Source organism: Halomonas sp. 3F2F (genome assembly GCF_014897805.1).
Lineage (GTDB): Bacteria > Pseudomonadota > Gammaproteobacteria > Pseudomonadales > Halomonadaceae > Vreelandella.
In genome coordinates this window covers 110,334-133,854 of record NZ_JABUZE010000189.1, presented here as the reverse complement: position 1 = coordinate 133,854, position 23,521 = coordinate 110,334, and the positions used below count along the sequence as shown (strand labels likewise).

Below are 23,521 nucleotides of genomic sequence, written 5' to 3'. Positions count from 1 at the left end.
AAACGCGCATAGTTTAGCAAACAATTCAGGCAAAGTGCTGCTCTGCCTGACAATGACTAGGGCGCGCTGAGCAATCGTCGATTTATTCGATCTGACCATCTAAAAAGCTTCACCCCACGCGCCCGTCGAGCGGGCGTATATTGGTGTTATTCCTACGACGTTTTCGGAGAACACCATGCACATCCGTCGTTCTAACGAGCGAGGCTATGCCGACCACGGCTGGCTGCGCTCTTTCCACACCTTTTCGTTCGCCAACTATGTGGACCCTAACCATATGGGATTCCGCGCGCTGCGGGTAATTAATGAGGATCGAGTCACCGGCGGCCAAGGTTTTGGCGCCCATCCCCACCAGGATATGGAGATCATCTCCTACGTGCTGGAAGGGGAAATGGAGCATAAGGACAATATGGGCAACGGCGAGGTCATGCGCCCAGGCGATGTACAGCGTATGTCCGCAGGTACTGGCGTATTGCACAGCGAGTTTAATCATTCAAAAGAGAACGGGCTGCATTTCCTGCAGATTTGGATCGAGCCGGCCAAACGCGGCATTGCCCCTAGTTATGAGCAGAAAGCCTTTCCAACCGCTGAACGCCAGGGACAGTGGCGCTTAGTCGCTTCTCAAGATGGTCGCGAAGGCTCGGTGAGCGTTAACCAAGACGTTAACCTTTACGCTGGCTTGTTCGACGCTGGCGAGCAGGCGGCGGCCCCACCATCACGCTATGCCTGGTTGCATGTGGTAAAAGGCACGATTGACGTTAACGGCGAAACCCTTGGCTCTGGAGATGCCGCCGCCTTTCAACCGGGTGAAACATTTAGCCTAACCGGCGGACAAGCAGCCGAAGTGCTGCTGTTTGATCTAGCCTAGCGCAACCTCAGCCCTGAAACGAAAACGGCCCCGAAAGTAGGTAATGCCATTCAGTTAAGGCTGACTGGCATTACCCCCTAGCCCCATATAGCAAAGCGGCCACCTCCCACAAAGCGTGCACCGCGCGTCATTTCCGAGGCACCACACCGTCATTCCCAAGTCACCGCACCGTCATTCCTGAGGCACCGCACCGTCATTCCCAATTCACCGCACCGTCATTCCCGAGTGGGGTTATCGGGAATCTACCTTGACCTTGGCCTGCAGCAGCCCGAAACCCCAGGTCAACATGGATTCCCGCTAAGGGCCTGCGGGAATGACGAAGGCGGCTCGGAGGGCTGGGGTGAAGTCATCGTCAGGCACTTATTAAATAAAGCCAATCGGCGTTTTTTTGCCTTCAGAAAGAAAAAAGCCAGTCAGCCTTAACTGACTGGCATTAGCCCCGTAAGTAGGGCCTTTTTTGTTGATCACGCTGATAACAGCGTTTAACTATTATGTGACGAGTACAGCGCGCGAATTTTCAGCGTGTGCTCAACTTTCTTCAACGCTTCTAGGGCCTGTGGGCCGTAGGCTTTATCGACATCAATGACCACGTAGCCCACTTTGTCATTGGTTTGCAGGTACTGACCTGAAATGTTGATGCCGTTTTCAGACAGTACGCGGTTAATTTGCGATAACACGCCCGGCACGTTGTCATGAATGTGCAACAGACGATGCTTATCCGGGTGAGCGGGCAGTGCTACTTCGGGGAAGTTAACAGAAGTAACCGTGGTGCCATTATCCGAATACGTAATCAGCTTTTCAGCCACTTCAATACCGATATTCTCCTGAGCTTCCAGGGTAGAACCACCGATATGAGGGGTTAAAATCACGTTATCCAGGCCGCGCAACGGGCTTTGGAACTCTTCATCGTTGCCCTTCGGCTCTACCGGGAAGACATCAATGGCGGCACCGTTAAGCTTGCCCGCTTTAATCGCCTCGGCCAGAGGCTCAATCTCAACAACGCTACCACGGGCTGCGTTAATCAGGATGGCGCCCTGCTTCATGGTTGCGATCTCTTTCTCGCCAATCATCCAGCGCGTAGCAGGCAAGTCAGGAACGTGCAGGCTGACCACGTCAGAGCGTGCTAACAGTTGCTCCAGACTCGCTACCTGATTCGCGTTACCCATGCCTAGCTTGGTGATCACATCGTAATAGATAACGTTGAAACCAAGCGATTCTGCCAGCACTGAAAGCTGCGCACCGATGCTACCGTAACCAACGATACCCAGGGTTTTGCCCCGCGCTTCGTGGGAGTTTTTCGCCGATTTCAGCCAGCCGCCCTGGTGGGCGCGAGCATTCTTCTCGGGGATACCACGTAGCAGCATGATGGCTTCTGCCAGTACCAGCTCTGCAACTGAGCGGGTATTCGAGTACGGCGCGTTAAAGACCGCGATACCGCGCTTAAGGGCTGCCGTTAAATCAACTTGGTTCGTGCCGATACAGAAACAGCCAACGCCCACCAGCTTTTCTGCCGCGTCAAATACGCGCTCATTGAGCTGCGTACGCGAACGAATGCCGATGAAGTGCACATCGCGAATCTTTTCGATCAGCGACGCCTCATCTAGCGATGTCGGCAGGTGCTCGATGTTCTCGTAACCTGCGTTGTGAAAATTGTCCACCGCGCTTTGGTGGACGCCCTCGAGCAGCAGGATCTTGATCTTGCTCTTGTCCAGGGACGTTTTGGCCATGGCTGAATCAACCTCTATGGTCGGCGGCATGCGCCGTGTATCGGTTCACGGGAGGTGCATATGGTAGCACAACCACAGCCGCTCTCGGCGTCTTGAGATGATGAAAAGTGTGCGTTTACAAGATGAACCAGACGCAAGTAGCAGAATTGACCCGGGATGAGGGCAGACGCCACCCCCTTAGCTCGGTGTATACTGGGCGTTTATTTTTTGATAACACGGCTATAGCCACAGTCGCCGCCCTTAATCAGCGTCAGGGCGCCAGCAAAATAGTAGGCCTTACCCAATGAGCGATAACACTCCACCAGCGCAAGATTTCGCCGCAACGGTTTCACAGCTTGAAACCATTGTGGAACGCCTTGAGTCCGGCGAACTCTCATTGGAGAACGCTCTGACCGCGTTTGAGCAAGGCGTGCGACTCACGCGTGAAGCCCAGCAGCGGCTCGACAACGCCGAACTAAAAGTTCGCGCACTAAGTGAAGACCGCGATGGTAAGCTTGACATTACCTCTTTCGCGACGGCGCCAGAAACGGACAATGCCACAGGTCACGGCAACGACAGCGAGGAAACGCCGCCATGGTAACAACAGCTAATGCTTCTCAACTGGCGACGCTGCGCCAGGCGAGTAACACACGGGTGGATGCCACACTTTCAGCCTTGTTTGACTCCCAACCAGCCGTCGCGCCACGCCTGGAAGCCGCTATGCGTCACGGCCTATTGGTAGGTGGTAAGCGCTTGCGGCCACTGCTGGTATATCTCGCAGGTAATGCGCTAGGGGCGCGGGACGACGCATTGGATGCCCCTGCAGCAGCCATTGAGCTGATTCATGCGTACTCATTGATTCATGACGATCTGCCTGCCATGGACGATGACGACCTGCGTCGCGGCCAACCCACTGTGCATAAAGCGTTCGATGAAGCCACCGCAATTTTAGCGGGAGACGCACTGCAAGCACTGGCCTTCGAGGTACTTGCCAGCCAGCCTCATCCACGGCTTGGCAGCATGGTCACCACGCTGGCCGTTGCCTCTGGCCGGGCAGGAATGGTCGCAGGCCAGGCACTCGACTTAGCCGCCGTAGGTGGCCATCCGGACGTGGATGCCTTAGCTCATATGCATGCCCACAAAACTGGCGCGCTGATTGTGGCCGCAGTGCGCTTAGGCGGCTTAGTCGCAGTGGATGAAAACGATCCTCGGCTTGCCGCTCTGATTCGCTACGCCCGCGCCATTGGTCTAGCCTTCCAGATTCATGACGATGTCCTTGATGTGACGGGCGATACCGTCACACTGGGTAAAATCTCTGGCGCTGATGCTGCACGTGCCAAGCCGACTTACCCTAGCTTACTGGGACTTTCCGGCGCACAACGCAAAGCAAATATGCTTATCGAAGAGGCCATTGCCGCCCTCGCCCCGCTTGGCGAGCAAGGCGCACCGCTGGCCGATCTTGCCCACTATATGATCGAGCGCGACCACTAAACGATGTCCATGACCCTGTCCATGAAAACATGCCTATGAAGCTGTTCGACGAGATTCCCCGCGAGCGCCCGGCAACGCCGCTGCTCGACTCTTTTGATCATCCCGCTGCGCTGCGGGCCATGAATGCTAGGCAGCTTGCCCAGTTGGCTGACGAACTACGTGCCTACTTGCTATACAGCGTGGGTGTGACAGGCGGCCACTTCGGTGCAGGCCTGGGCGTTGTGGAACTGACCGTAGCGCTGCACCACGCATTTCATACGCCCAAAGACCGTTTGGTGTGGGACGTAGGCCATCAAGCGTATCCGCATAAAATTTTAACTGGGCGACGCGAAGCGATGCTCAGTATTCGCCAGCATGGCGGCCTAGCAGCGTTTCCCCGCCGCGCAGAATCTGATTACGACACCTTCGGTGTTGGCCACTCCAGCACGTCGATTTCAGCCGCCCTGGGGATGGCGTTAGCCGCCCAGGCACAAAACGACCCGCGTCGTGTGTGCGCCATTATTGGCGATGGCGCACTCACTGCGGGCATGGCGTTTGAAGCGCTGGCCCATGCGGGCCACGTTAACGCCAATATGCTAGTGGTGCTGAACGACAATGAGATGTCGATCTCGGAAAATGTTGGCGGCATCGCGACCTATCTAGCCCGTGTACTGTCTAGTAAGCCCTTCCTTAAGATGCGTGAAGAAGGCAAAAAAGTGCTCTCCCATCTGCCGGGCGCACTCGAACTTGCCAAGCGCACCGAAGAGCACATGAAAGGCATGGTGAGCCCTGCCACGCTATTTGAAGAAATGGGCTTTCACTACATCGGCCCGATCGATGGCCACGACCTGGAGGCGCTCACCGAAACATTGCGCAACCTGCGCGACCAGGATGGCCCTCAATTTCTGCATATCAAAACAGTTAAGGGTAAAGGTTTTCTGCCCGCCGAAGCTGACCAGATTGGCTACCACGCCATCACTAAGCTAGAAAAGCCCAGCGCCACTGCCAATGCGCCACTGGTGAAGCCAGCGGCAGCGCCCAAGGCCCCGGCTAAGAAAAAGTACTGCAACGTGTTCGGCGACTGGCTGTGCGATATGGCAGCCACCGATTCACGGCTGATGGGAATTACCCCCGCCATGGGCGAAGGCTCGGATTTAATTCGTTTCTCCCAGCAGTATCCTGAGCGCTATTTTGATGTCGCGATCGCCGAGCAGCATGCCGTAACGCTCGCTGCGGGCATGGCCTGCGAGAGCATGAAACCTGTTGTGGCGATCTATTCCACGTTCTTACAGCGCGGCTACGACCAACTTATTCACGATGTGGCCGTACAGAATCTAGACGTAACATTTGCGATTGACCGCGCAGGCCTTGTGGGTGAAGACGGACCAACGCATCACGGCAGCATGGATTTGTCTTTTTTACGTTGCATTCCAGGCATGGTGATTTTAGCCCCTGCTGATGAAGCAGAGTGCCGCGCCATGCTTAGCGCCGCTTACCATCACCCAGGCCCAGCAGCGGTTCGCTACCCACGTGGCACAGGCCCGGGCGCAGCCATTCCTGAACACTTAGAGCCGCTGCCCATTGGCCAAGCACAGCTACGCCGCGATGCTGGGACTGAAGGTGTGCGTATTGCATTGCTGGCATTTGGTAGCGTCAACAGCGCCGCCGCTGAGGTTGCCGAAAAGCTCGACGCAACGCATATCAATATGCGCTCTATCAAGCCACTGGACCGAGACACCGTGCTGCATGCCGCCGATGAACATGAGCTGCTGGTCACTCTGGAAGAGAACGTGATCGCCGGTGGCGCCGGCAGCGCAGTGAACGAGCTGCTGCACGCGGAAGGCGTACAAATCGAAGTGCTTAATTTAGGCCTGCCTGACACCTTTGTTGAGCACGGCACCCCCGCAGAGTTGCTACGCGACTGCGGCCTGGATGCCGACGGTATCGAGCGCGCTATTCGCGCTCGTCTCCCGTAACTTTTAACTTTTCAACGGTTGATAACACCATGCTATTTTTGATTATTTTGTTTGGCCTGATTGGCCTTGCTGTCGGCGGCCCCATTGGCCTGCTGGTAGGCGGTGGGTTGGGCTGGTGGCTAGGGCGACGCATTAGCCGCCGCTTAAACGCTGCCCGCACACAAATCCAAGAAGGCTTTTTAGAGTCGATCTTCTCGGTAATGGGTTGCTTGTGCCAAGCCGACGGTAAAGTCACCGATGGCGAGCTTGGCGTGGCCGAAAAGCTGTTTGACCAAATGCATCTTCAAGGCGAACAGCGTGCCAAAGCGCGAGCCGCCTTCGAGCGCGGACGCGCCGACGACTTCAACCTAGATGCAGAACTGGCGAACGTTAACCGATTGACCCAGCGCCAACCGGTTTTACGCCAAGTGTTTTTGCAGGTTCAGTTAACCGCTATCGCTGCCGACGGCGTGCTGCACCCTGCCGAGCACGAGATGATTTTGCGCGTGGCCCGTGGGGTTGGCTGTAGTGAAGCGGAAGTTCAGCAGATTGAAGCCATGCTTCACGGTGCCGCCGCGAATTCGCAGGGCTCCAGCGAAGAGGCATTGAAAGACGCCTATCAAGTACTAGGAGTGAGTGAAGACGCCAGCGACGCTGAAATCAAAAAAGCGTACCGCCGCCTAATGAGCCAAAACCATCCCGACAAACTCGCCGGTAAAGGGTTGCCTGAAAGCATGCGTGAAGTGGCCCAGGCACGCACCAGCGAAATTGGCAACGCTTACGAACGCATCCGTAGCGCCCGAGACCAGTAGCTCGACAGGTTTCCAAGCACTCGCTACATTAAAGCTTCACCGCGCTGCTTAGGAGTCGCCTAATGATAACGAACTACAGTTTTCCGAACTCTCGCTCGCTGCGGGTTACCTGGACACTTGAAGAGCTTGGCCTGGAGTACCGCTGCCGGCATGTCGCATTGGATAGCGGCGAGGGACAAACTGCTGAGCACCTAGCCCGCCATCCAGATGGCAAGGTGCCAGTGATTGAAGATGGTGAGCTAACGCTGTTTGAATCGGCACCTATCTGCCGTTATCTAGCCGAGCAATACGGTGATGGCAGCCTTCTGCCAGAAAGCGCCGCTGAGCGAGCGCAGGTCGACCAGTGGCTAAGCTTTATCGTCACCGAAATCGAGCAACCGCTGTGGCTTCAGGCCAAGCATAAATTTGCCCTCCCCCAAGATAAGCGCGTGCCTTCAGTATTGCCCACCGCCGCCTGGGAATTTCAGCGGGCACTGCTAGCACTAGAACGCCGTTACCAGGGCCAGGAGACGTTAGTCGGCGAGACGTTCACCCTGGCAGATATCTTCCTTACCCATACATTAACGTGGGCAGCCAGTATGAAACACCGACTGCCTGAACCCCTAGCGGTCTACCGCGCACGTCACGCTGAGCGCCCAGCGCTAGCCCGTGCCATGGAAAAAGAGCAAGAAGCGGCAGTTGATCGCTAGGTAACCGACCCATGAGGTAGAACAGCGCTGTAGACGGCAAAGTAGTGGCAAATACTTCCGGCAATCACAAACAGATGCCAAATAGCGTGATTGTAGGGAATGGCACGCACGGCATAGAAGATAACCCCTAGCGTGTAGATGATTCCCCCTGCGGCAAGCAGAGCGATGCCGGTCACCGACAAACTGGCCGCCATCTCTCTAGAGGCCAGGACGATCATCCAGCCCATCAGTAAATAGATAGCCACGCGGAGTACCGCGAAACGCTGTGGCCAGAGCAGTTTGCAGCCAATCCCCACTAGCGCTAGCGACCACACGGCGGTAAATAACACCCAGCCCGTGGTGCCACGCATATTAACGAGCAGAAAAGGCGTATAAGTGCCCGCGATAAGCAAGTAAATTGCGCAATGGTCAAGCAGCTGGAAGCGTTGCTTCCAGCGCCGATGAGCAATGCCATGATAGAAAGTCGAGGCAGTATAAAGCAGGACTAGCGTGGTGCCGTACAGGCTCAGGCTGACAATTTTCCAAGGGTCGACGTGGGCGGCTAAGCTCGCTACTACCAGCAGTACGACCATACCCACCAAGCTGAGCACAGCACCAACCCCGTGGGTAATGCTATGTAACCACTCTTCGACAATGCTGAACTCGCCTTGCTCTTGAGGCAGCACGTCATGCCGTTGTTCATCTAGAGCTTTCAGCCTGGGGCGCTCCTGATATGCCACGCCCCACCATTATCACTCCATGCGTTCAATACCTACAACGCTGGCGCAGGTAACGTGGCTTTAATGACTTATCATCCAAGGCCGTGCGGAAGGGAACATTTTATTACCTTCCGCCGTATAAAATACTTGGGGCTTATGACGTTCTTGATGACAACAGCCTTTTTCGTGCTCACTATGCTGGTTGCCATGCCTGGGCTCATGTGCGGCTTTTTCATTCCGCGCAAAGGCACTGCGCCGCGCTGGATCCATCGTTAATAACTGAGGGGCGACCAGCAGTACTCGTGGTGACAAGGTTCCACACGTTGGGCAAGCGCAAGCATCACCTACTTCGCGCAGTGGAACCAGTTCGTGGAACAAGCCATGGGTAGCACACTTATAGTCATAGAGAGGCATACCACTTTCTCCTTGTTAGCATCCATTTTAAACAGGCAGCGATACTGGCGTGTCGCTGCCTTTCTCAATGCAGCGGTGGCTAAGCGCTCTACTTATCTTTGGAGAGCGGCAGATCAGCCCCCTGGGCAACCTGCGCTCCAGGCCCATTGGCATTCGGCTTCACATCAATATCAAAAATATCCGTTGGCAGCCAAAGTGTTGCGCAAGCATTGGGAATATCGACAACGCCACTGATATGCCCTTGTACGGGCGCGCAGCCTAGCAGCGAGTAGGCTTGAGCACCGGTGTAACCAAACTTTTTGAGATATTCGATGGCATTGAGAACAGCCTGACGATAAGCCACATGTACATCCAGGTAGTGCTGTTTACCCTGCTCGTCTACCGACACCCCTTCAAAAATCAGGTAATCATCGTATTTCGGCGTGATAGGGCTTGGCTTGAAAATAGGGTTCTTGATGGCGTACTTCTCCATCCCGCCTTTGATCAGGTTAACCCGCAAGTGGATCCAACCGGCCATCTCAATAGCGCCACAAAAGGTGATTTCCCCATCACCTTGGCTAAAGTGCAGGTCGCCTACCGACAAGCCACCATCTTTAACGTAAACGGGAAAATAAATTGTCGACCCACGCGATAAGTCTTTGATATCACAATTACCACCATGTTCACGGGGCGGTACTGTTCGCGCGCCTTCAGCGGCAGCTTGTTGCTTGGCAGTGCCTGACAATTTACCCATATGCGCCGTATCGGCGTAGGGCAGCGCGGCTAACTGAGGGATACGGTCAGGCTCGGTATCGTAAAGTGCTTTTTCCCGCTTATTCCATTCAGCCAACATCTCTTTTGAAGGTAGGCAGCCAATCAAGCCGGGATGGATCAAACCAGCAAACTCGACACCAGGAATATGTCGGGATTTAGTGAACATGCCATTAAAGTCCCAGATCGACTTTTGAGCCTCTGGGAAGTGCTCGGTTAAAAAACCACCGCCATTCTGTTTAGAAAAAAAGCCATTGAACCCCCACTGACTCTCCTCAAAGGTACCAATATCAAGAATATCGACCACCAACAAATCACCAGGCTCAGCACCTTCAACCCCCACAGGACCTGATAAAAAGTGAACCTGGGTTAAGTCCACATCGCGCACATCGTCGGCGCTATCATTGTTATGGATTTGCCCGCCAGTCCAGTCATGACACTCAACGATAAAGTCGTCGCCAGGCTTTACCATGCAGGCCATGGGTATATCGGGATGCCAGCGATTATGGATCTGTTCGTTCTCGTAAGGTGATTGTTTAAGGTCAATTTTAATAATTGTTTCAGCCATAACAAACCTCTGTCACGTAACGTAGGATAGTCAGCGTAGAGAAGATCGTTTCCCCTACCCCACTATGCAAAATAGTCACTCAGACAGTTATAAGCTAATTACATCTCGACTATTACGCAGCCTTAACGAAACTCAGCCGAGTATCTGCTCAACAAATACTCAGGAGAGCGGGCTTTAGAAGCTTTCAGACAGAAGAGCGGTTCAGCAGTGTGACAAAAGGGCTTAGTCACCCTTTACGTTCAATATCGACGTCGCTGGCCTGGGTAAAATCGTCCAGCGCCATCATATGGCCAAGCTTGCCCGCTTTGGTTGAGAGATAGTGCTCATTATGGGGATTTAGGCCTGTGGTAATCGGCAGGCGCTCAACCACGTTCACGCCATCCCGGGTTAAGGCATCCACCTTACGAGGGTTGTTGGTCATCAGTTTTAATGCCGTGATACCCAAGTGGTTAAGCATCGGCACACACAGGTCGTAGCGACGCATGTCCGCACCGAAACCAAGTTGCTCATTGGCTTCAACCGTGTCTGCACCTTGATCTTGCAGATGATAAGCACGGATTTTATTCAGCAGCCCAATACCTCGCCCCTCCTGGCGCAGGTAGAACAGCACGCCACGACCTTCTTCGGCAATACGCTTGAGCGCTTCTTGTAGCTGATAGCCGCAGTCGCAGCGCATGGAAAACAGCGCATCGCCGGTTAAACATTCAGAATGCACGCGCCCCAGTACTGGCTCGCCGCCGCTCACATCACCTAGCGTTAAGGCGATATGGTCTTTACCCGTAGCTTCGTCTTCGAAGCCGTGCATGGTGAATGTGGCCCAAGGGGTGGGCAGCCGGGAAGCGGCAATGAAGCGAATGGTCACAGGTTACCTCGTCGATTAACCAAACCAGCTAACCACACCGGTGTTGGAAAAATAAGAAAACATTCTACCAGGAAGCAGCGGTAGCCTCACGGTCTCAACAGGGAGAGGCGTTTTTAAGTACGTTTTTCAGTACAATTGCCGCCTTCAGACACAGTTATCTTCAAGTACCGTTATCTTCAAGTACAATGACTCCCTTACAATGCGGGCAAACTTCTCAAGAGCAAGTGTTTATGACCACCACACCTTTGCAAAACGACCGTTTTCTTCGTGCGCTGGCTCGCCAGCCCGTCGACCGCACTCCGGTGTGGATGATGCGCCAAGCAGGCCGCTACCTGCCAGAATATCGCGCCAGCCGCGCCGATGCTGGCAGTTTTATGGATCTGTGTCGCAACCATGACCTAGCTTGTGAAGTAACGCTACAGCCCCTTGAGCGTTACCCGCTAGATGCCGCCATTCTATTCTCCGACATCCTCACAATCCCAGATGCAATGGGGCTAGGGCTCTATTTCGAAACCGGTGAAGGCCCTAAATTCAGAAAAACCGTACGCACCCCAGAAGAGGTTGCAGCGTTAACGGTACCCAACGCCGAGCGCGATCTCGATTACGTGATGCGTGCCGTATCGACCATTCGTCGTGAGCTGAACGGCCGCATGCCGTTGATTGGCTTTTCGGGTAGCCCCTGGACGCTAGCCACCTACATGGTGGAAGGCGGCTCCAGCAAAGACTTCCGTCATCTGAAAACCATGCTTTACGATACGCCAGACACCATGCACCAGTTGCTGGATACCCTGGCACAGTCGGTAACCGACTACCTAAACGCGCAAATTCGCGCGGGCGCTCAAGCGGTACAGATTTTTGATACCTGGGGCGGTGCGCTTTCAACCCCCGCCTACCTGGAATTTTCGCTGCGCTACATGGAGCAAATTGTCTCCGGCCTGATTCGTGAGCACGATGGTCGCCATGTGCCGGTTATTCTGTTTACCAAGAACGGCGGCCAATGGCTGGAACACATCGCCTGTGCCGGAGCCGATGCCCTGGGCATCGATTGGTCCACCGAGCTTTCCGACGCCCGCTCCCGCGTGGGCCATAAAGTCGCGCTGCAGGGCAATCTCGACCCCAACGTGCTGTTCGCCCGCCCCTCGGCCATTCGCGCCGAAGTGGCTCGCGTACTGGAGAGCTACGGCCACGGCCCGGGCCACGTCTTTAACTTGGGCCATGGCATCAGCCAGTTCACCAACCCTGACCACGTCACCGCCTTTATGGAGGCGCTGCACGATTTAAGCCCGCAGTATCATCAAGGCATTCCTACCCAAACGAACGCCCCGCGCCCAGGAGCAAAGTAATGAGCGATTTACGCGACGACCAGTGGTTTACCGAAGTATTTGATAGCCACGGCAGCGCTTTCTCGCTGAAAGTCACTGAGAAATTGCTGGATGTGCAAAGCCCCTACCAGCACCTGGAAGTGTATACCACGGAGACCTACGGCAACCTGATGGTGCTCGATGGCTGCGTGATGCTGACCGATCGCGACAACTTCCTCTATCACGAAATGATTGCCCACCCGGCGCTGTTCACCCATCAAGACCCCAAGCGGGTAGTGATTATTGGCGGCGGCGACTGCGGCACGCTGAAGGAAGTGCTGCGTCATCCGGGCGTTGAAAAAGTGACGCAAATCGACATCGATGAAGAAGTTACCAAGGCCGCCGAGCGTTTCTTCCCAGCGCTGGTAGAAGCTAACGGCGACCCGCGTGCCGAGCTGCTGTTTGCAGACGGTGTGAAGTGGGTAGACGACGCTGCCGACGAGAGCATCGACGTGCTGATTATCGACTCTACCGACCCGGTCGGCCCCGCCGAAGGGCTGTTTAAAACCGACTTCCTGAAGCGCTGCCACCGTATTCTAAAAAATGGCGGCGTGATGGTGCAGCAAAGCGAATCACCGCTTTACCACAGCGGCTCTATTATTCGCGAACTGCGTAACGATATGCGTGAAGCGGGCTTTGATAGCGTGGCCACACTGCCCTTCCCACAGCCGGTTTACCCTTCTGGCTGGTGGAGCGTCACGCTGGCCGGTAAAGCGACCAGCGTTGAAAGCTTCCGCGAACAGGCTGCCGCTGAGCATAAAATGCCGCTACAGTACTACACTGGTGATGCTCACCGTGGTGCACTATCGCTGCCGCCTTTTATGCGTAAAGCCTTCGCATAACTTAGCGCCTGCGAATAGCCAAAAAGCCGAGCATTGCTCGGCTTTTTTTATGTGCTTACGTTTACTTGCCCTTTCACGTTAAGGAATAACAAATGAAAACCGTTCGTTGGTTGGGAGTAGGAATTGGTGTTTTAGTACCTGCGATGGCCATGGCCAGCACGCTGGAAACCGTTCAAGAGCGCGATAGCGTGCGCTGCGGCGTCAACGCTGCCCAGCCAGGCTTTTCGTCATTAGATGACAACGACCAATACCGGGGCCTGGATACCGATGTATGCCGTGCCATAGCCGCTGCGGCGCTTGGTGACGCGACAAAAGTAGATTTCGTGCCACTCGACTCGGTAGAACGTTTCACCGCGCTGCAGTCTGGCGAAGTCGATGTCCTATCACGCACCACGACCTGGACCTCAAGCCGTGACACAACGATGGGGATGAACTTTACCGGCGTAAGTTACTACGATGGCCAAGCCTTTATGGTGGCCAGCGATCTAGGCGTGCAAAGCGCCAAAGAGCTTGATGGCGCGGCAGTTTGTACCCAGTCCGGCACCACCAGCGAACTCAATCTTTCTGATTACTTCCGCATCAACGGCATGACTTATGATGCTGTCGTTTTTGATGCGCCTGAGCAGTCTATTGCCGGCTTTGAAGCGGGCCGTTGCGACGTTTTAAGCTCCGACGCTTCCCAACTGTATGCCCAGCGGATGCAGCTTGCTGATCCCGACATGGCGGTCGTGCTCCCTGAAATTATCTCGAAAGAACCGCTAGGCCCAGCCGTTCGTCAAAATGATGACCAATGGTTCAATCTTGTGAAGTGGTCGCTGTTTGCCATGCTAAATGCGGAAGAGCTGGGCATTACACAAGCTAACGTAGATGAACAGCTTAATTCGGAGAATCCTGATGTCATGCGCCTGCTTGGTCAAGATGGTGACTTTGGCGAGCCAATGGGCATCAATACCGATTGGGCGTACCAAATCATCAAGCAGGTGGGTAACTACGCCGATATCTTTGATAGAAACGTTGGTGCCGACTCTGATTTCAAGATTGCCAGAGGCTTAAACGCCTTGTGGAAAGATGGTGGCATTCAGTACGCACCCCCTATTCGTTAACCCTGTTCATCCTTCAAGCCCGTTAATCCATCACACTGAGCGACACTATTTTTTAAGCTAACAGCCACATTAGCGACTATGCATCAAAATAGAGCAATCACTAGTCGCTAATGTTTCTTTTTGCACCAATACTTTCGTATACAGCAGGCATTTTGCGTTGAAAAGCGCTGAATTTGACGACATATCCTTTCTGGCACCTTCCTTGCTAGCTTCTAGTGTCATGCATCTGCATGCATAACGACATTAAATCGAGTAAGGGGAACGACCATGATGAATAAAAAACACTTGGTACTGCTGGCCTCCGCGGGTGCTATCACGTTGGCCGGTGTCGCCACTGCTCAAGCTGATACGTTAGAAGACACGATGGAACGCGGCGCCGTACAGTGCGGCGTCAGCGACGGCCTGCCAGGCTTTTCCGCCCCGGACGATGAAGGTAACTGGCAAGGACTCGACGTTGACGTATGTCGTGCCGTTGCCGCCGCCGTTCTCGGTGATGCTGATGCGGTGAACTACATTTCCCTGAACGCCGTAGAGCGCTTTACGGCCCTGCAGTCTGGCGAAGTCGACGTACTATCACGTAATACCACCTGGACCACCACTCGTGACACCACCCTGGGCCTCAACTTCACTGGCGTGACCTTTTACGACGGTATCGGCTTCCTAGTTAACCGCGATCTGGGTCTGAGTGGTGCAGACGAATTGGATGGTGCCGCTATTTGTATTCAGTCTGGCACCACTACCGAACTCAACGTAGCCGACTACTTCCGCGCCAACGATATGCAGTTCGACCCCATTGTATTTGATACCTCTGAACAAACCGTGGGTGGCTTCCAGTCTGGGCGCTGTGATGTATTAACCTCGGATACGTCTCAGCTGGCGGCACTGCGTATTCAGCTAGATGAACCGGACAGCGCGGTCATTCTACCCGACATTATTTCCAAGGAGCCTCTGGGCCCTGTGGTACGTCAAGGCGACGATGTATGGTTTAACATCGTGAAGTGGTCGTTATTCGCCATGATTAACGGCGAAGAGTATGGCGTCACCAGCGAAAATGCCGAAGAGATGCTCAGCTCTGAGAATCCTGATGTTGCCCGCCTACTTGGCCAAGATGGCAACTACGGTGAAGGTATGGGCTTAGAAGCCGATTGGGCCTACAACATCCTGAGCCAAGTCGGTAACTACGGTGAAAGTTTTGAGCGCAACGTCGGTATGGGCTCTCCGCTTGAAATTGAACGTGGTGTTAACGCCCTCTGGAACCAAGGTGGCTTCCAGTACGCACCGCCGATTCGCTAAGCGTCTCGTTTGACCCCGGCCCGCCGCCCCATCCTTCCAAGGGCATCGGCGGGCCATTTGATTGACCGTCCGTATCGCGGAGACGCCTTCCATGTCCGTAAGCCCTAACACTCGTCCCGCTGGCCACAAGCCGCCGTTTTGGCGAGATCGCGCCAAACGTGCGCTTATTTTCCAGCTACTCCTCGTCGCCGCTGTGGCAGCCTTTTTGTTCTACATTGTCGGTAATGTCCAAGACAACTTATCCGCACGTGGTATCACCACCGGGTTTGGTTTCTTGGGCAACACCGCAGGTTTTGGGATTGTGCAGAGTCTGATCGACTACTCATCTCAAAGCACTTATGGCCGCACCTTCTTGGTCGGCTTACTGAATACGTTGCTGGAGGGTGGCCTAGGGGTATTGGCCGCGACCATCATTGGCTTTATTGTGGGCATCGCCCGCCTGTCGCCTAACTGGCTGCTAGCGCGCTTAGCCACTGCCTATATCGAAACTTTCCGCAATATCCCGCTGCTACTGCAAATATTCTTCTGGTACTTTGCGGTATTACGCACGATGCCAAGCGCCAGAGATAGCCTGGCATTTGGTGAAGTCATCTTTCTCAACGTACGCGGACTGTATTTACCCCAACCGCTGTTTGAGTCTGGCTTTGGCTTGATCCCTCTTACCTTCCTTGTCGCCATTGTTGCCAGTATTGCCCTGGTGATATGGAACAAGCGTCGCCATGAAGCCACAGGCAAACGCCTACCGGCTTACTGGATCTCGTTTTTACTGATTTTTGGCTTACCGCTGTTAGTGCTAGTTGCCACTGGCGTGCCAGTCACCTGGGAAATGCCGGAACTACGCGGCTTTAATTTCCGTGGCGGTATTACGGTAATCCCTGAGTTCCTCGCGCTTTGGCTGGCACTGTCGATTTATACCGCCTCGTTTATTGCTGAAATTGTCCGCTCTGGCATTCAGGCAATTTCGCACGGGCAAACGGAAGCTGCACAGGCACTAAGCCTGCCACGTAACCTGGTACTTCGTCTGGTGGTTATCCCTCAGGCACTGCGCGTCATTATTCCGCCGCTAACCAGCCAGTACTTGAACTTGATTAAGAACTCGTCGCTGGCAACCGCCATCGGTTATCCCGACCTTGTCTCGGTGTTTGCAGGCACCACGCTGAACCAGACCGGCCAAGCCATTGAGGTCATTGCAATGACCATGGCGGTCTACCTAACCATCAGCCTGCTGGTGTCCATGTTTATGAACTGGTTCAACGCCCGAGTGGCACTGGTTGAACGCTAGGCCGACGGTGAGGATATTTACATGATCCATAATCAAACAATCATTAAAGAGCGGCCAGCCCCCAGTAGTTCTGTCGGGGCGGTTGCCTGGCTACGTGCCAATCTGTTCAACGGCCCGATCAATACTATCTTTACCCTAATCGGGCTTTACATACTCTATTTGCTTGTCGTTCCCACCGTTCAGTGGGCGTTTTTGAATGCTGATTGGATCGGCACCACACGAGATGACTGCTCTCGGGAAGGGGCTTGCTGGGTATTCATCAATGCACGCTTCACCCAGTTTATCTACGGCTTGTATCCCCGTGAGGAAATCTGGCGAGCCAACATCGTCTTTGCTGGTTTCTTTACGCTGATAGCCTGGCTAGCTATTCCCCGCCTGCCCCTCAAACGTTGGGTGGCGATATTCGCGCTCGTCGGTTTCCCCATCGTTGCCTATGTGCTGCTGCACGGCGGCTACTTTGACATGCCTCGCGTGCCTACGCATCGCTGGGGTGGCTTACTGCTAACCCTGCTGCTGGCCACCGTCGGTATGGTGGGCGCACTGCCTATCGGCATTGTGCTGGCGCTGGGGCGGCGCTCCAATATGCCCATCGTGAAAAGTTTCTGCGTCGTATTTATCGAGTTCTGGCGTGGGGTACCTCTGATTACGGTGCTATTCATGGCCTCGGTAATGCTGCCGCTGTTCCTACCCTCTGAAATGAATGTAGACCGTTTAGTACGGGCGCTGATCGGCCTAACGCTATTCCAAAGCGCCTACATGGCCGAGGTGATTCGTGGCGGCCTGCAAGCCATTCCAAAAGGCCAGGAAGAGGCTGCTGCTGCGCTTGGCATGACCTACTGGAAGCGTATGGGGCTGATTGTGCTTCCTCAGGCGCTGAAAATGATGATTCCCGGCATTGTGAATACCTTCATTTCGCTGTTTAAAGACACCACCCTGGTCATGATCATCGGGCTATTTGACCTATTGGGGATCGTGCAAGCGGCGCTGGCCGACTCACGCTGGCTGGGCTTCTCACTGGAAGGCTATGTCTTTGCCGCCTTCATGTTCTGGGTCTTCTGTTTCAGCATGTCGCGCTATAGCCAGTATTTAGAGCGCAAGCTACACACCGGTCATAAGCGCTAACGCCGCTTTTATTAACGATTTTTTAGCAGGATAAAGACATGACTCAAGCAGCTACCGACATCTCTGGCACCCCGACTTCTGATCTAATGGTTGAAATGCGCGGCGTTAATAAATGGTACGGCGATTTTCACGTGTTGCGCGATATCGACCTGGAAGTAAAGCGCGGCGAGCGTATTGTTATTTGCGGGCCTTCAGGCTCGGGCAAGTCAACCTTGATTCGCTGCATTAACCATCTGGAAGAGCACCAGCAAGGCGATATCGTGGTAGGCGGCGTACCGCTTACCCAAGACGTTAAGCGTATCGAGCAAATCCGCCGTAGCGTGGGCATGGTATTCCAGCACTTCAACCTCTTCCCTCACTTAACCGTGCTGGAAAACTGCTGTATAGCGCCCATGTGGGTGCAAAAAAAGCCGCGTCGCGAGGCGGAAGAAATGGCCATGCAGTACTTAGAACGGGTGCGTATTGCTGAACAGGCGCTTAAGTACCCGGGTCAGCTTTCCGGCGGCCAGCAGCAGCGGGTCGCCATTGCCCGCTCACTGTGCATGCACCCTGACGTCATGCTATTCGACGAACCAACGTCGGCGCTTGACCCAGAAATGATCAAGGAAGTGCTAGACGTCATGGTGGAGCTTGCCAATGAAGGCATGACCATGCTGTGTGTGACCCACGAAATGGGCTTTGCCAAAACCGTTGCCGACCGGGTGATTTTTATGGACCAAGGGCAAATCATCGAAGAAAACGCCCCTGAGCCGTTCTTCAATAACCCGCAGTCAGAACGTACCCAGCTATTCTTAAGCCAGATTCTGGGGCACTAAGTAACGCAATTGATAAAGCAGTTGATAAAGCAATGGGCCTCATCGAAGGCCCATTGTTATCTGCAACGATGCCGATTCATTGCCCGCTCTCTCACAACCACTGCCAACCCGACTAACTCCCCAGCGGGGTAATACTGGCAGGCTGCAGGGCAGGTTGCTCGCGGTGTTGCGTCAGCGGTTTATTGGCGAGTGCTGTGAGCAATATCTGTAGTGGATCGCCATGGCTCACCACCAGCACCGTTTCGCCTTCACAGCGGCGCTCTAGCTCCTCAATCACTGCATACATCCTTGCGGCGACCTTGCTGACCGCCTCCACCTGATGCTGTTGATGCTCAGCATCCTGGGCATCTAACTCCCAGACGTCAGGGTAATGCCTATCCGGTTGGCCATCGAGTTCACCGAAGTAACGCTCACGAAGGCGCTCCTCTTTTTCCAGCGTTAAGCCAAACGCTGCAGCAACTCTTTCAGCGGTTTGTGTTGTCCGCAAAAAGTCTGAGTGCAGCACCTTGGTGGGCGTCGGCCAACACCATTGTGCAACGACTGTTGAGAGCTGCTCTTCGCCCAGAGGCGACAAGCCGAAGTCGCAAAGCCCACGCCCAGGCGAACTAATAATGAGGCCTTGTTCGTTCGCTTGGCTATGGCCATGGCGCATCAACAGATAGCGATTTCGCCAATGGTAGAAGGCAGCTGTGAAAGTGTTTGACATATCTTCGTAATAAACCCTAGATTGAAAGAGATCGTTTTCGAAAAATAAACATCTAGCGCTACAAATGTCCACTTACGAAACGTACGCGCAGTAAAAGAAGCGCTGAATTCGATAGTGGATAGCACAACACAAAAATAACGCACATAAGAGGCTAACTATGGAAACGTCACGTTTCTGCAAGCGTCCGCTTGCCATGCTAGCGGCTGCATCACTGCTCCCCTTCGCACTCCTCTCTACCCATGCCTTGGCAGAGTGCGAGCGTGGTGACCTGGACCCACTGTACTGCGATGAAAACGGCGACATGGTGGCTGATCGGCCAAGCGACGAGTCTGGATGGGCAAACCCGGACACGCTTATTTTTGCTTATACCCCGGTAGAAGATCCGGCCATTTATTCGGATATCTGGCAGCCCTTTATTGATCATCTATCCGAGGTCACCGAACGCGATGTGCGCTTCTTTGCTGTTCAATCTAACGCCGCCCAAGTCGAAGCCATGCGCAGCGGGCGCTTACACATTGCTGGCTTCTCGACCGGCCCGACTCCTTTTGCCGTGAACTTAGCAGGCGCGGTCCCCTTCGCACTGATGGGGTCAGATGATGGTCAGTTCGGCTACACCCTGCAGCTATTTACCCACGTAGACTCAGACATTGAGAGCCTGGAAGACCTCAAGGGCAAGCGTGTTGCCCACACCTCGCCAACGTCCAACTCCGGTAATCTAGCGCCGCGTGCCTTACTGCCAGAGCTTGGCATCACTCCCGAAGAGGATTACGACATCGTTTACTCGGGCAGCCACGATCAATCGATGCTGGGCGTCGTCGCTCGGGATTACGATGCCGCGCCGGTGGCTTCTGAAGTGGTCGAACGTATGGCAGCACGCGGCCTTTACGATGAGGAAGATGTACGTCTGATCTACGAATCTGATCGATTCCCAACCACTTCCTATAACTACGCCCATAACTTACACCCGGATCTTGTAGAAAAAATCGAGGAAGCCTTCTTTACCTTCGATTTCGTCGGCACCGAGCTTGGCGAGGAGTTTGAAGGCGTCGAAAAGTTTATTCCGATTAATTACAAAGATAACTGGCAAGTGATTCGTACCATCCAGGCGGCTAATGACGTGAGCTATACACGAGAAAACCTGGAGTAACAACGATTGCGCCGCCCCCAGCGGCGCAATTATTCGCCTTTCGATGGAAACAATCACATGCTGGAAATTACCAATCTGGTCAAACGTTATGGCCACAACGAGGCGGTGCTGAAGGGACTCGATCTTAAGGTAGAGGACAACAGCGTTGTTTCTATTGTTGGCGCGTCTGGTGCTGGTAAAAGCACCATGCTTCGCTGTATCAATCGCTTAGTAGAACCTACATCGGGCTCTATCAAACTCAACGGCACCGAACTGGTGAATGTGAAAGGCGCTGAATTACGCCGTGCCCGGCGCAAAATTGGCATGGTCTTCCAGGGATTTAACTTACTTGATCGCCTCACCGTCATGGAGAACGTACTGGCTGGGCGGCTTGGCTACGTTAATCTCTATCAAGCAATCTCACGTCGCTACCCTCAAGCCGATATAGAGCGTGCATTTACCCTTATGGAGCGCGTTGGGATTGCTCATTACGCCAATAAACGTGCCGATGAGCTTTCCGGCGGTGAGCGCCAGCGTGTCGGGGTGGTGCGGGCATTAATGCAAGAACCTGACCTGTTGCTGGCCGACGAACCAACAGCATCGCTCGACCCACGCACGTCCGAGCAAATAATGATACTGCTGCAGAGCCTTGCCAGTGAGCTTTCGCTACCGGTATTGATCAATATTCATAACGTTGCGCAAGCAAAAACCTACACTGAGCGCATTGTCGGCTTACGCCACGGCAAGATGATTTTTGATGGCGTGCCTGCAGACTTCAACAAAGACGCTCTTGATGCCATTTATGGTGGTATTGAAGCGCCTGACGATGCTATTACCGAGCAGCCCGGTGCCCATGCTGAGGAGCCACGACATGACGCCGTCTGACTCCCCGTCTCCCCCACGTACCTGGAAAAAACCGCCATTCATTGCCAACCCCATCATCCGCTACGGCATTTTTATTGTCGCGGCGATTTATCTGGTGTGGGCTTTCGGTTCTTTGCCGTTTAACTGGGCGCGCATTTCAGAAGGCTTACCGCGGGCAGCGCGCATCTTTAGCGGGGGCTTTCCACCCAGCTTGGAACGTTACGAGTTGCTACTAACAGGCTTTAAAGAGAGCTTCCAAATTGCCATTCTCGCCACACTACTAGGCGTTTTTCTATCGATTCCTTTTGCGGTGATGGCCGCTCGTAACATCGCCCCGATGCCCATTTACGTGATTGGCCGCGCGGTCATTATTATCTCGCGCAGCTTTCACCCCGTTATCGTGGCTATTTTATTCGTGGCAGCCGTTGGGTTTGGGCCGCTGGCAGGTATTTTAACGCTGACTCTCTACTCCATCGGGTTTGTTGGAAAGCTGCTAGCAGAAGAGATCGAAGAGATTGACTGGGGGCAGGTAGAAGCCATGCGCGCGGCAGGAGCAGGCTACATTGCCACGCTTTATTACGCCGTCTTTCCACAAATATTGCCCCGCCAGGTCGGTCTATCGATGTACCAACTTGATAGCAACCTACGCGCCTCTGCGGTGGTCGGCATCGTCGGTGCAGGCGGTATCGGTGGCACATTAATGAATGCCTTTGGTCGCTATGATTACGACTTCGCCTTTGCGATTTTACTGGTCATTATTGCGGTTATTTTACTGAGTGAAGGCATCAGCGGCTGGGTGAGGAAAAAAATATGGTAGATCACGCTCAGCAACTTGCCGACCGTGTTTGGCATCGCTACGACCGTAAAGAACGCTTAATCCGCTACGCTGTACTGCTAGGCACACTGATGCTGGTGTTCTGGGCGGTTCGCGATATTGATATTTTCTGGCCCTGGGTATGGGACGCGCCCAACCAAATGTCTAATTTGGCTGCGCGAATGTGGCCGCCTAGCCCTGCCGGGTTAAGCAATATTCTGAACGCGCTGCTCGAAACAGTACATATCGCGACGTTAGCCACATTTCTGACTATTTTTCTCGCCTTGCCAGTCGCCTATATCGCCGCCCAGAACACCACCCCCAATCGTGCTTGCCTATGGCTGGGGCGCTTTATTCTAGTCTCCAGCCGCTCGGTTAATACGATTATATGGGCGCTGTTATTCGTGGCTATTTTTGGCCCCGGCGTATTAGCAGGGATCCTGGCGATTGTGTTTCGCTCGATAGGCTTTATTGGCAAATTAATGGGTGAAGCCATTGAAGAAATCGATCGTCGCCCGGTGGAAGCGATGGAAGCCACCGGTGCTTCCAAGGCAAAAGTGGTCGCCTACGCTATTGTGCCCCAGGTGATGCCAGCCTTTTTTGCCATCGTGATTCTGCGCTGGGATATCAACATCCGGGAATCCACCGTGCTGGGACTCGTTGGCGCAGGTGGCATTGGCGTGATTCTGCAAGGCGCTATCGACACCTTTGCTTGGCCGACAGTCGCTACTATTTTGATCGCGATTATCATTTTGGTACTGATTGGCGAAGCCATTACTAGCCTACTGCGCAGCAAAGTGCTTTAACCCCTTTTTACCTTCGCAAGTGTTTGACCAAACGGCAAACGCTTGCCATGGTTAGAGGGTAACTAACGACAAGGAGGACGTACGACGATGACCACCTATATCGTGGTAGCTGACGCCGCCCGCGCGCGTATTTTTACCCGTGATGCGTTGAATCTCACTGAGCATGAGAGCCTTGTACACGCAGCAGGCAGGCTGCACGAAGGTGATTTAATCACCGATCGCCGCGGTGCCGATGTTCATGAATCTACGTCAACCTCATCGCGCTCGTCTGGAGAAGAGGGCGCTGCCTCGCAGCATGAAAATGAGCTGTTTGCCAAAGAAGTCGCCAAGCGCTTATATGGTGCACGCGTCGATAACAGCATGGAAAAGCTTATTATGGTCGCGCCACCGAAATTTCTTGGGCTACTGCGAGAAAAGCTCGACAACACCACCCACAAACTGGTCATTCACACGCTTTCAAAAGATTTGAGTAAAGCTTCCCTGGCCGATATTCAAAACGCCGTTAGCGACCTACGCTAATGCTCTCTACGTCACCCTCGCTTTCCCACTAAGCACGCTTTTCTGCTAAAGAAGTGGTCGCTTTTGCCGATAGTCGTCT

At 54.0% G+C, this 23,521-nt stretch carries 24 protein-coding genes; 18 read left to right on the top strand and 6 right to left on the bottom strand.

Annotated elements, in window-relative coordinates:
* The first annotated feature begins 175 nt into the window (after positions 1-175).
* Positions 176-865 (top strand): pirin family protein, encoded by a 690-nt coding sequence (locus INT21_RS19995; protein WP_193060701.1) that lies wholly within the window; start codon positions 176-178, stop codon positions 863-865.
* 482 nt (positions 866-1,347) lie between these two features.
* Here INT21_RS19995 and serA read toward each other — a convergent pair whose 3' ends face one another.
* Positions 1,348-2,592, bottom strand: a complete 1,245-nt coding sequence (gene serA / locus INT21_RS19990; protein WP_193060690.1) for a phosphoglycerate dehydrogenase — start codon at positions 2,590-2,592, stop codon at positions 1,348-1,350.
* A 283-nt stretch (positions 2,593-2,875) separates the two neighbouring features.
* On the opposite strand from serA, the gene INT21_RS19985 reads away from it, so the two are divergent.
* The 5 genes from INT21_RS19985 (at position 2,876) to INT21_RS19965 (ending at position 7,497) form a co-directional block, all read left to right on the top strand.
* Complete coding sequence (locus tag INT21_RS19985) at positions 2,876-3,172, top strand: exodeoxyribonuclease VII small subunit (protein WP_172422333.1); 297 nt, start codon at positions 2,876-2,878, stop codon at positions 3,170-3,172.
* Entirely contained in the window at positions 3,166-4,062 is an 897-nt protein-coding gene (gene ispA / locus INT21_RS19980) for a (2E,6E)-farnesyl diphosphate synthase (protein WP_193060689.1), read from the top strand. Before INT21_RS19985 ends, ispA begins: the two co-directional genes overlap by 7 nt.
* A gap of 29 nt (positions 4,063-4,091) precedes the next feature.
* The gene (gene dxs / locus INT21_RS19975; RefSeq protein ID WP_193060688.1) at positions 4,092-6,017 is read left to right on the top strand and encodes a 1-deoxy-D-xylulose-5-phosphate synthase; all 1,926 of its coding nucleotides are present in this window, start codon (positions 4,092-4,094) and stop codon (positions 6,015-6,017) included.
* Between the two features lie 29 nt (positions 6,018-6,046).
* Entirely contained in the window at positions 6,047-6,808 is a 762-nt protein-coding gene (gene djlA, locus INT21_RS19970; protein ID WP_193060687.1) for a co-chaperone DjlA, read from the top strand.
* A gap of 62 nt (positions 6,809-6,870) precedes the next feature.
* Positions 6,871-7,497 (top strand): glutathione S-transferase family protein, encoded by a 627-nt coding sequence (locus tag INT21_RS19965; protein ID WP_193060686.1) that lies wholly within the window; start codon positions 6,871-6,873, stop codon positions 7,495-7,497.
* On the opposite strand, the gene trhA is transcribed toward INT21_RS19965, so the two are convergent.
* The 4 genes from trhA to ribA all read right to left on the bottom strand — a co-directional run bounded on the left by trhA (position 7,494) and on the right by ribA (position 10,789).
* On the bottom strand, positions 7,494-8,192 hold the full coding sequence (trhA, locus tag INT21_RS19960) for a PAQR family membrane homeostasis protein TrhA (protein ID WP_193060734.1): 699 nt from the start codon (positions 8,190-8,192) through the stop codon (positions 7,494-7,496). The two genes, INT21_RS19965 and trhA, sit on opposite strands and share 4 nt — an antisense overlap.
* Positions 8,193-8,276: 84 nt before the next feature.
* On the bottom strand, positions 8,277-8,609 hold the full coding sequence (locus INT21_RS19955; RefSeq protein WP_038479420.1) for an FmdB family zinc ribbon protein: 333 nt from the start codon (positions 8,607-8,609) through the stop codon (positions 8,277-8,279).
* An 88-nt stretch (positions 8,610-8,697) separates the two neighbouring features.
* A complete protein-coding gene (gene fmdA / locus INT21_RS19950; protein ID WP_089040306.1) occupies positions 8,698-9,927 on the bottom strand; it encodes a formamidase in 1,230 nt (409 codons plus the stop codon).
* A 226-nt stretch (positions 9,928-10,153) separates the two neighbouring features.
* Positions 10,154-10,789, bottom strand: coding sequence for a GTP cyclohydrolase II (ribA, locus tag INT21_RS19945; protein ID WP_030071109.1), 636 nt, complete (start codon positions 10,787-10,789; stop codon positions 10,154-10,156).
* Positions 10,790-11,019: 230 nt separating this feature from the next.
* On the opposite strand from ribA, the gene hemE reads away from it, so the two are divergent.
* The 7 genes from hemE (at position 11,020) to INT21_RS19910 (ending at position 18,607) form a co-directional block, all read left to right on the top strand.
* A complete protein-coding gene (gene hemE / locus INT21_RS19940) occupies positions 11,020-12,132 on the top strand; it encodes a uroporphyrinogen decarboxylase (protein WP_089040305.1) in 1,113 nt (370 codons plus the stop codon).
* On the top strand, positions 12,132-12,992 hold the full coding sequence (speE, locus tag INT21_RS19935; protein ID WP_038479432.1) for a polyamine aminopropyltransferase: 861 nt from the start codon (positions 12,132-12,134) through the stop codon (positions 12,990-12,992). The genes hemE and speE overlap by 1 nt, the downstream gene beginning before the upstream one ends.
* A gap of 92 nt (positions 12,993-13,084) precedes the next feature.
* On the top strand, positions 13,085-14,095 hold the full coding sequence (locus INT21_RS19930; protein WP_193060685.1) for an amino acid ABC transporter substrate-binding protein: 1,011 nt from the start codon (positions 13,085-13,087) through the stop codon (positions 14,093-14,095).
* Between the two features lie 267 nt (positions 14,096-14,362).
* Entirely contained in the window at positions 14,363-15,388 is a 1,026-nt protein-coding gene (locus INT21_RS19925; RefSeq protein WP_193060684.1) for an amino acid ABC transporter substrate-binding protein, read from the top strand.
* A 91-nt stretch (positions 15,389-15,479) separates the two neighbouring features.
* Positions 15,480-16,670, top strand: a complete 1,191-nt coding sequence (locus tag INT21_RS19920; protein WP_193085614.1) for an amino acid ABC transporter permease — start codon at positions 15,480-15,482, stop codon at positions 16,668-16,670.
* A gap of 21 nt (positions 16,671-16,691) precedes the next feature.
* A complete protein-coding gene (locus tag INT21_RS19915; protein ID WP_193060682.1) occupies positions 16,692-17,792 on the top strand; it encodes an amino acid ABC transporter permease in 1,101 nt (366 codons plus the stop codon).
* An 86-nt stretch (positions 17,793-17,878) separates the two neighbouring features.
* Positions 17,879-18,607, top strand: a complete 729-nt coding sequence (locus tag INT21_RS19910) for an amino acid ABC transporter ATP-binding protein (RefSeq protein WP_009723183.1) — start codon at positions 17,879-17,881, stop codon at positions 18,605-18,607.
* A gap of 112 nt (positions 18,608-18,719) precedes the next feature.
* Here INT21_RS19910 and INT21_RS19905 read toward each other — a convergent pair whose 3' ends face one another.
* Positions 18,720-19,313 (bottom strand): histidine phosphatase family protein, encoded by a 594-nt coding sequence (locus tag INT21_RS19905; protein ID WP_193060681.1) that lies wholly within the window; start codon positions 19,311-19,313, stop codon positions 18,720-18,722.
* Between the two features lie 157 nt (positions 19,314-19,470).
* On the opposite strand from INT21_RS19905, the gene phnD reads away from it, so the two are divergent.
* The 5 genes from phnD to INT21_RS19880 all read left to right on the top strand — a co-directional run bounded on the left by phnD (position 19,471) and on the right by INT21_RS19880 (position 23,442).
* On the top strand, positions 19,471-20,460 hold the full coding sequence (gene phnD / locus INT21_RS19900) for a phosphate/phosphite/phosphonate ABC transporter substrate-binding protein (RefSeq protein WP_089040299.1): 990 nt from the start codon (positions 19,471-19,473) through the stop codon (positions 20,458-20,460).
* Positions 20,461-20,517: 57 nt separating this feature from the next.
* Entirely contained in the window at positions 20,518-21,324 is an 807-nt protein-coding gene (gene phnC / locus INT21_RS19895) for a phosphonate ABC transporter ATP-binding protein (protein WP_089040298.1), read from the top strand.
* Positions 21,311-22,120 carry a phosphonate ABC transporter, permease protein PhnE gene (gene phnE, locus INT21_RS19890; protein WP_089040297.1) on the top strand — a complete coding sequence of 270 codons (810 nt, stop codon included), beginning with the start codon at positions 21,311-21,313 and terminating at the stop codon, positions 22,118-22,120. Before phnC ends, phnE (INT21_RS19890) begins: the two co-directional genes overlap by 14 nt.
* Complete coding sequence (phnE, locus tag INT21_RS19885; protein ID WP_089040296.1) at positions 22,114-22,923, top strand: phosphonate ABC transporter, permease protein PhnE; 810 nt, start codon at positions 22,114-22,116, stop codon at positions 22,921-22,923. The genes phnE (INT21_RS19890) and phnE (INT21_RS19885) overlap by 7 nt, the downstream gene beginning before the upstream one ends.
* A gap of 87 nt (positions 22,924-23,010) precedes the next feature.
* Complete coding sequence (locus INT21_RS19880; RefSeq protein ID WP_089040295.1) at positions 23,011-23,442, top strand: host attachment protein; 432 nt, start codon at positions 23,011-23,013, stop codon at positions 23,440-23,442.
* Positions 23,443-23,521 lie beyond the last annotated feature (79 nt).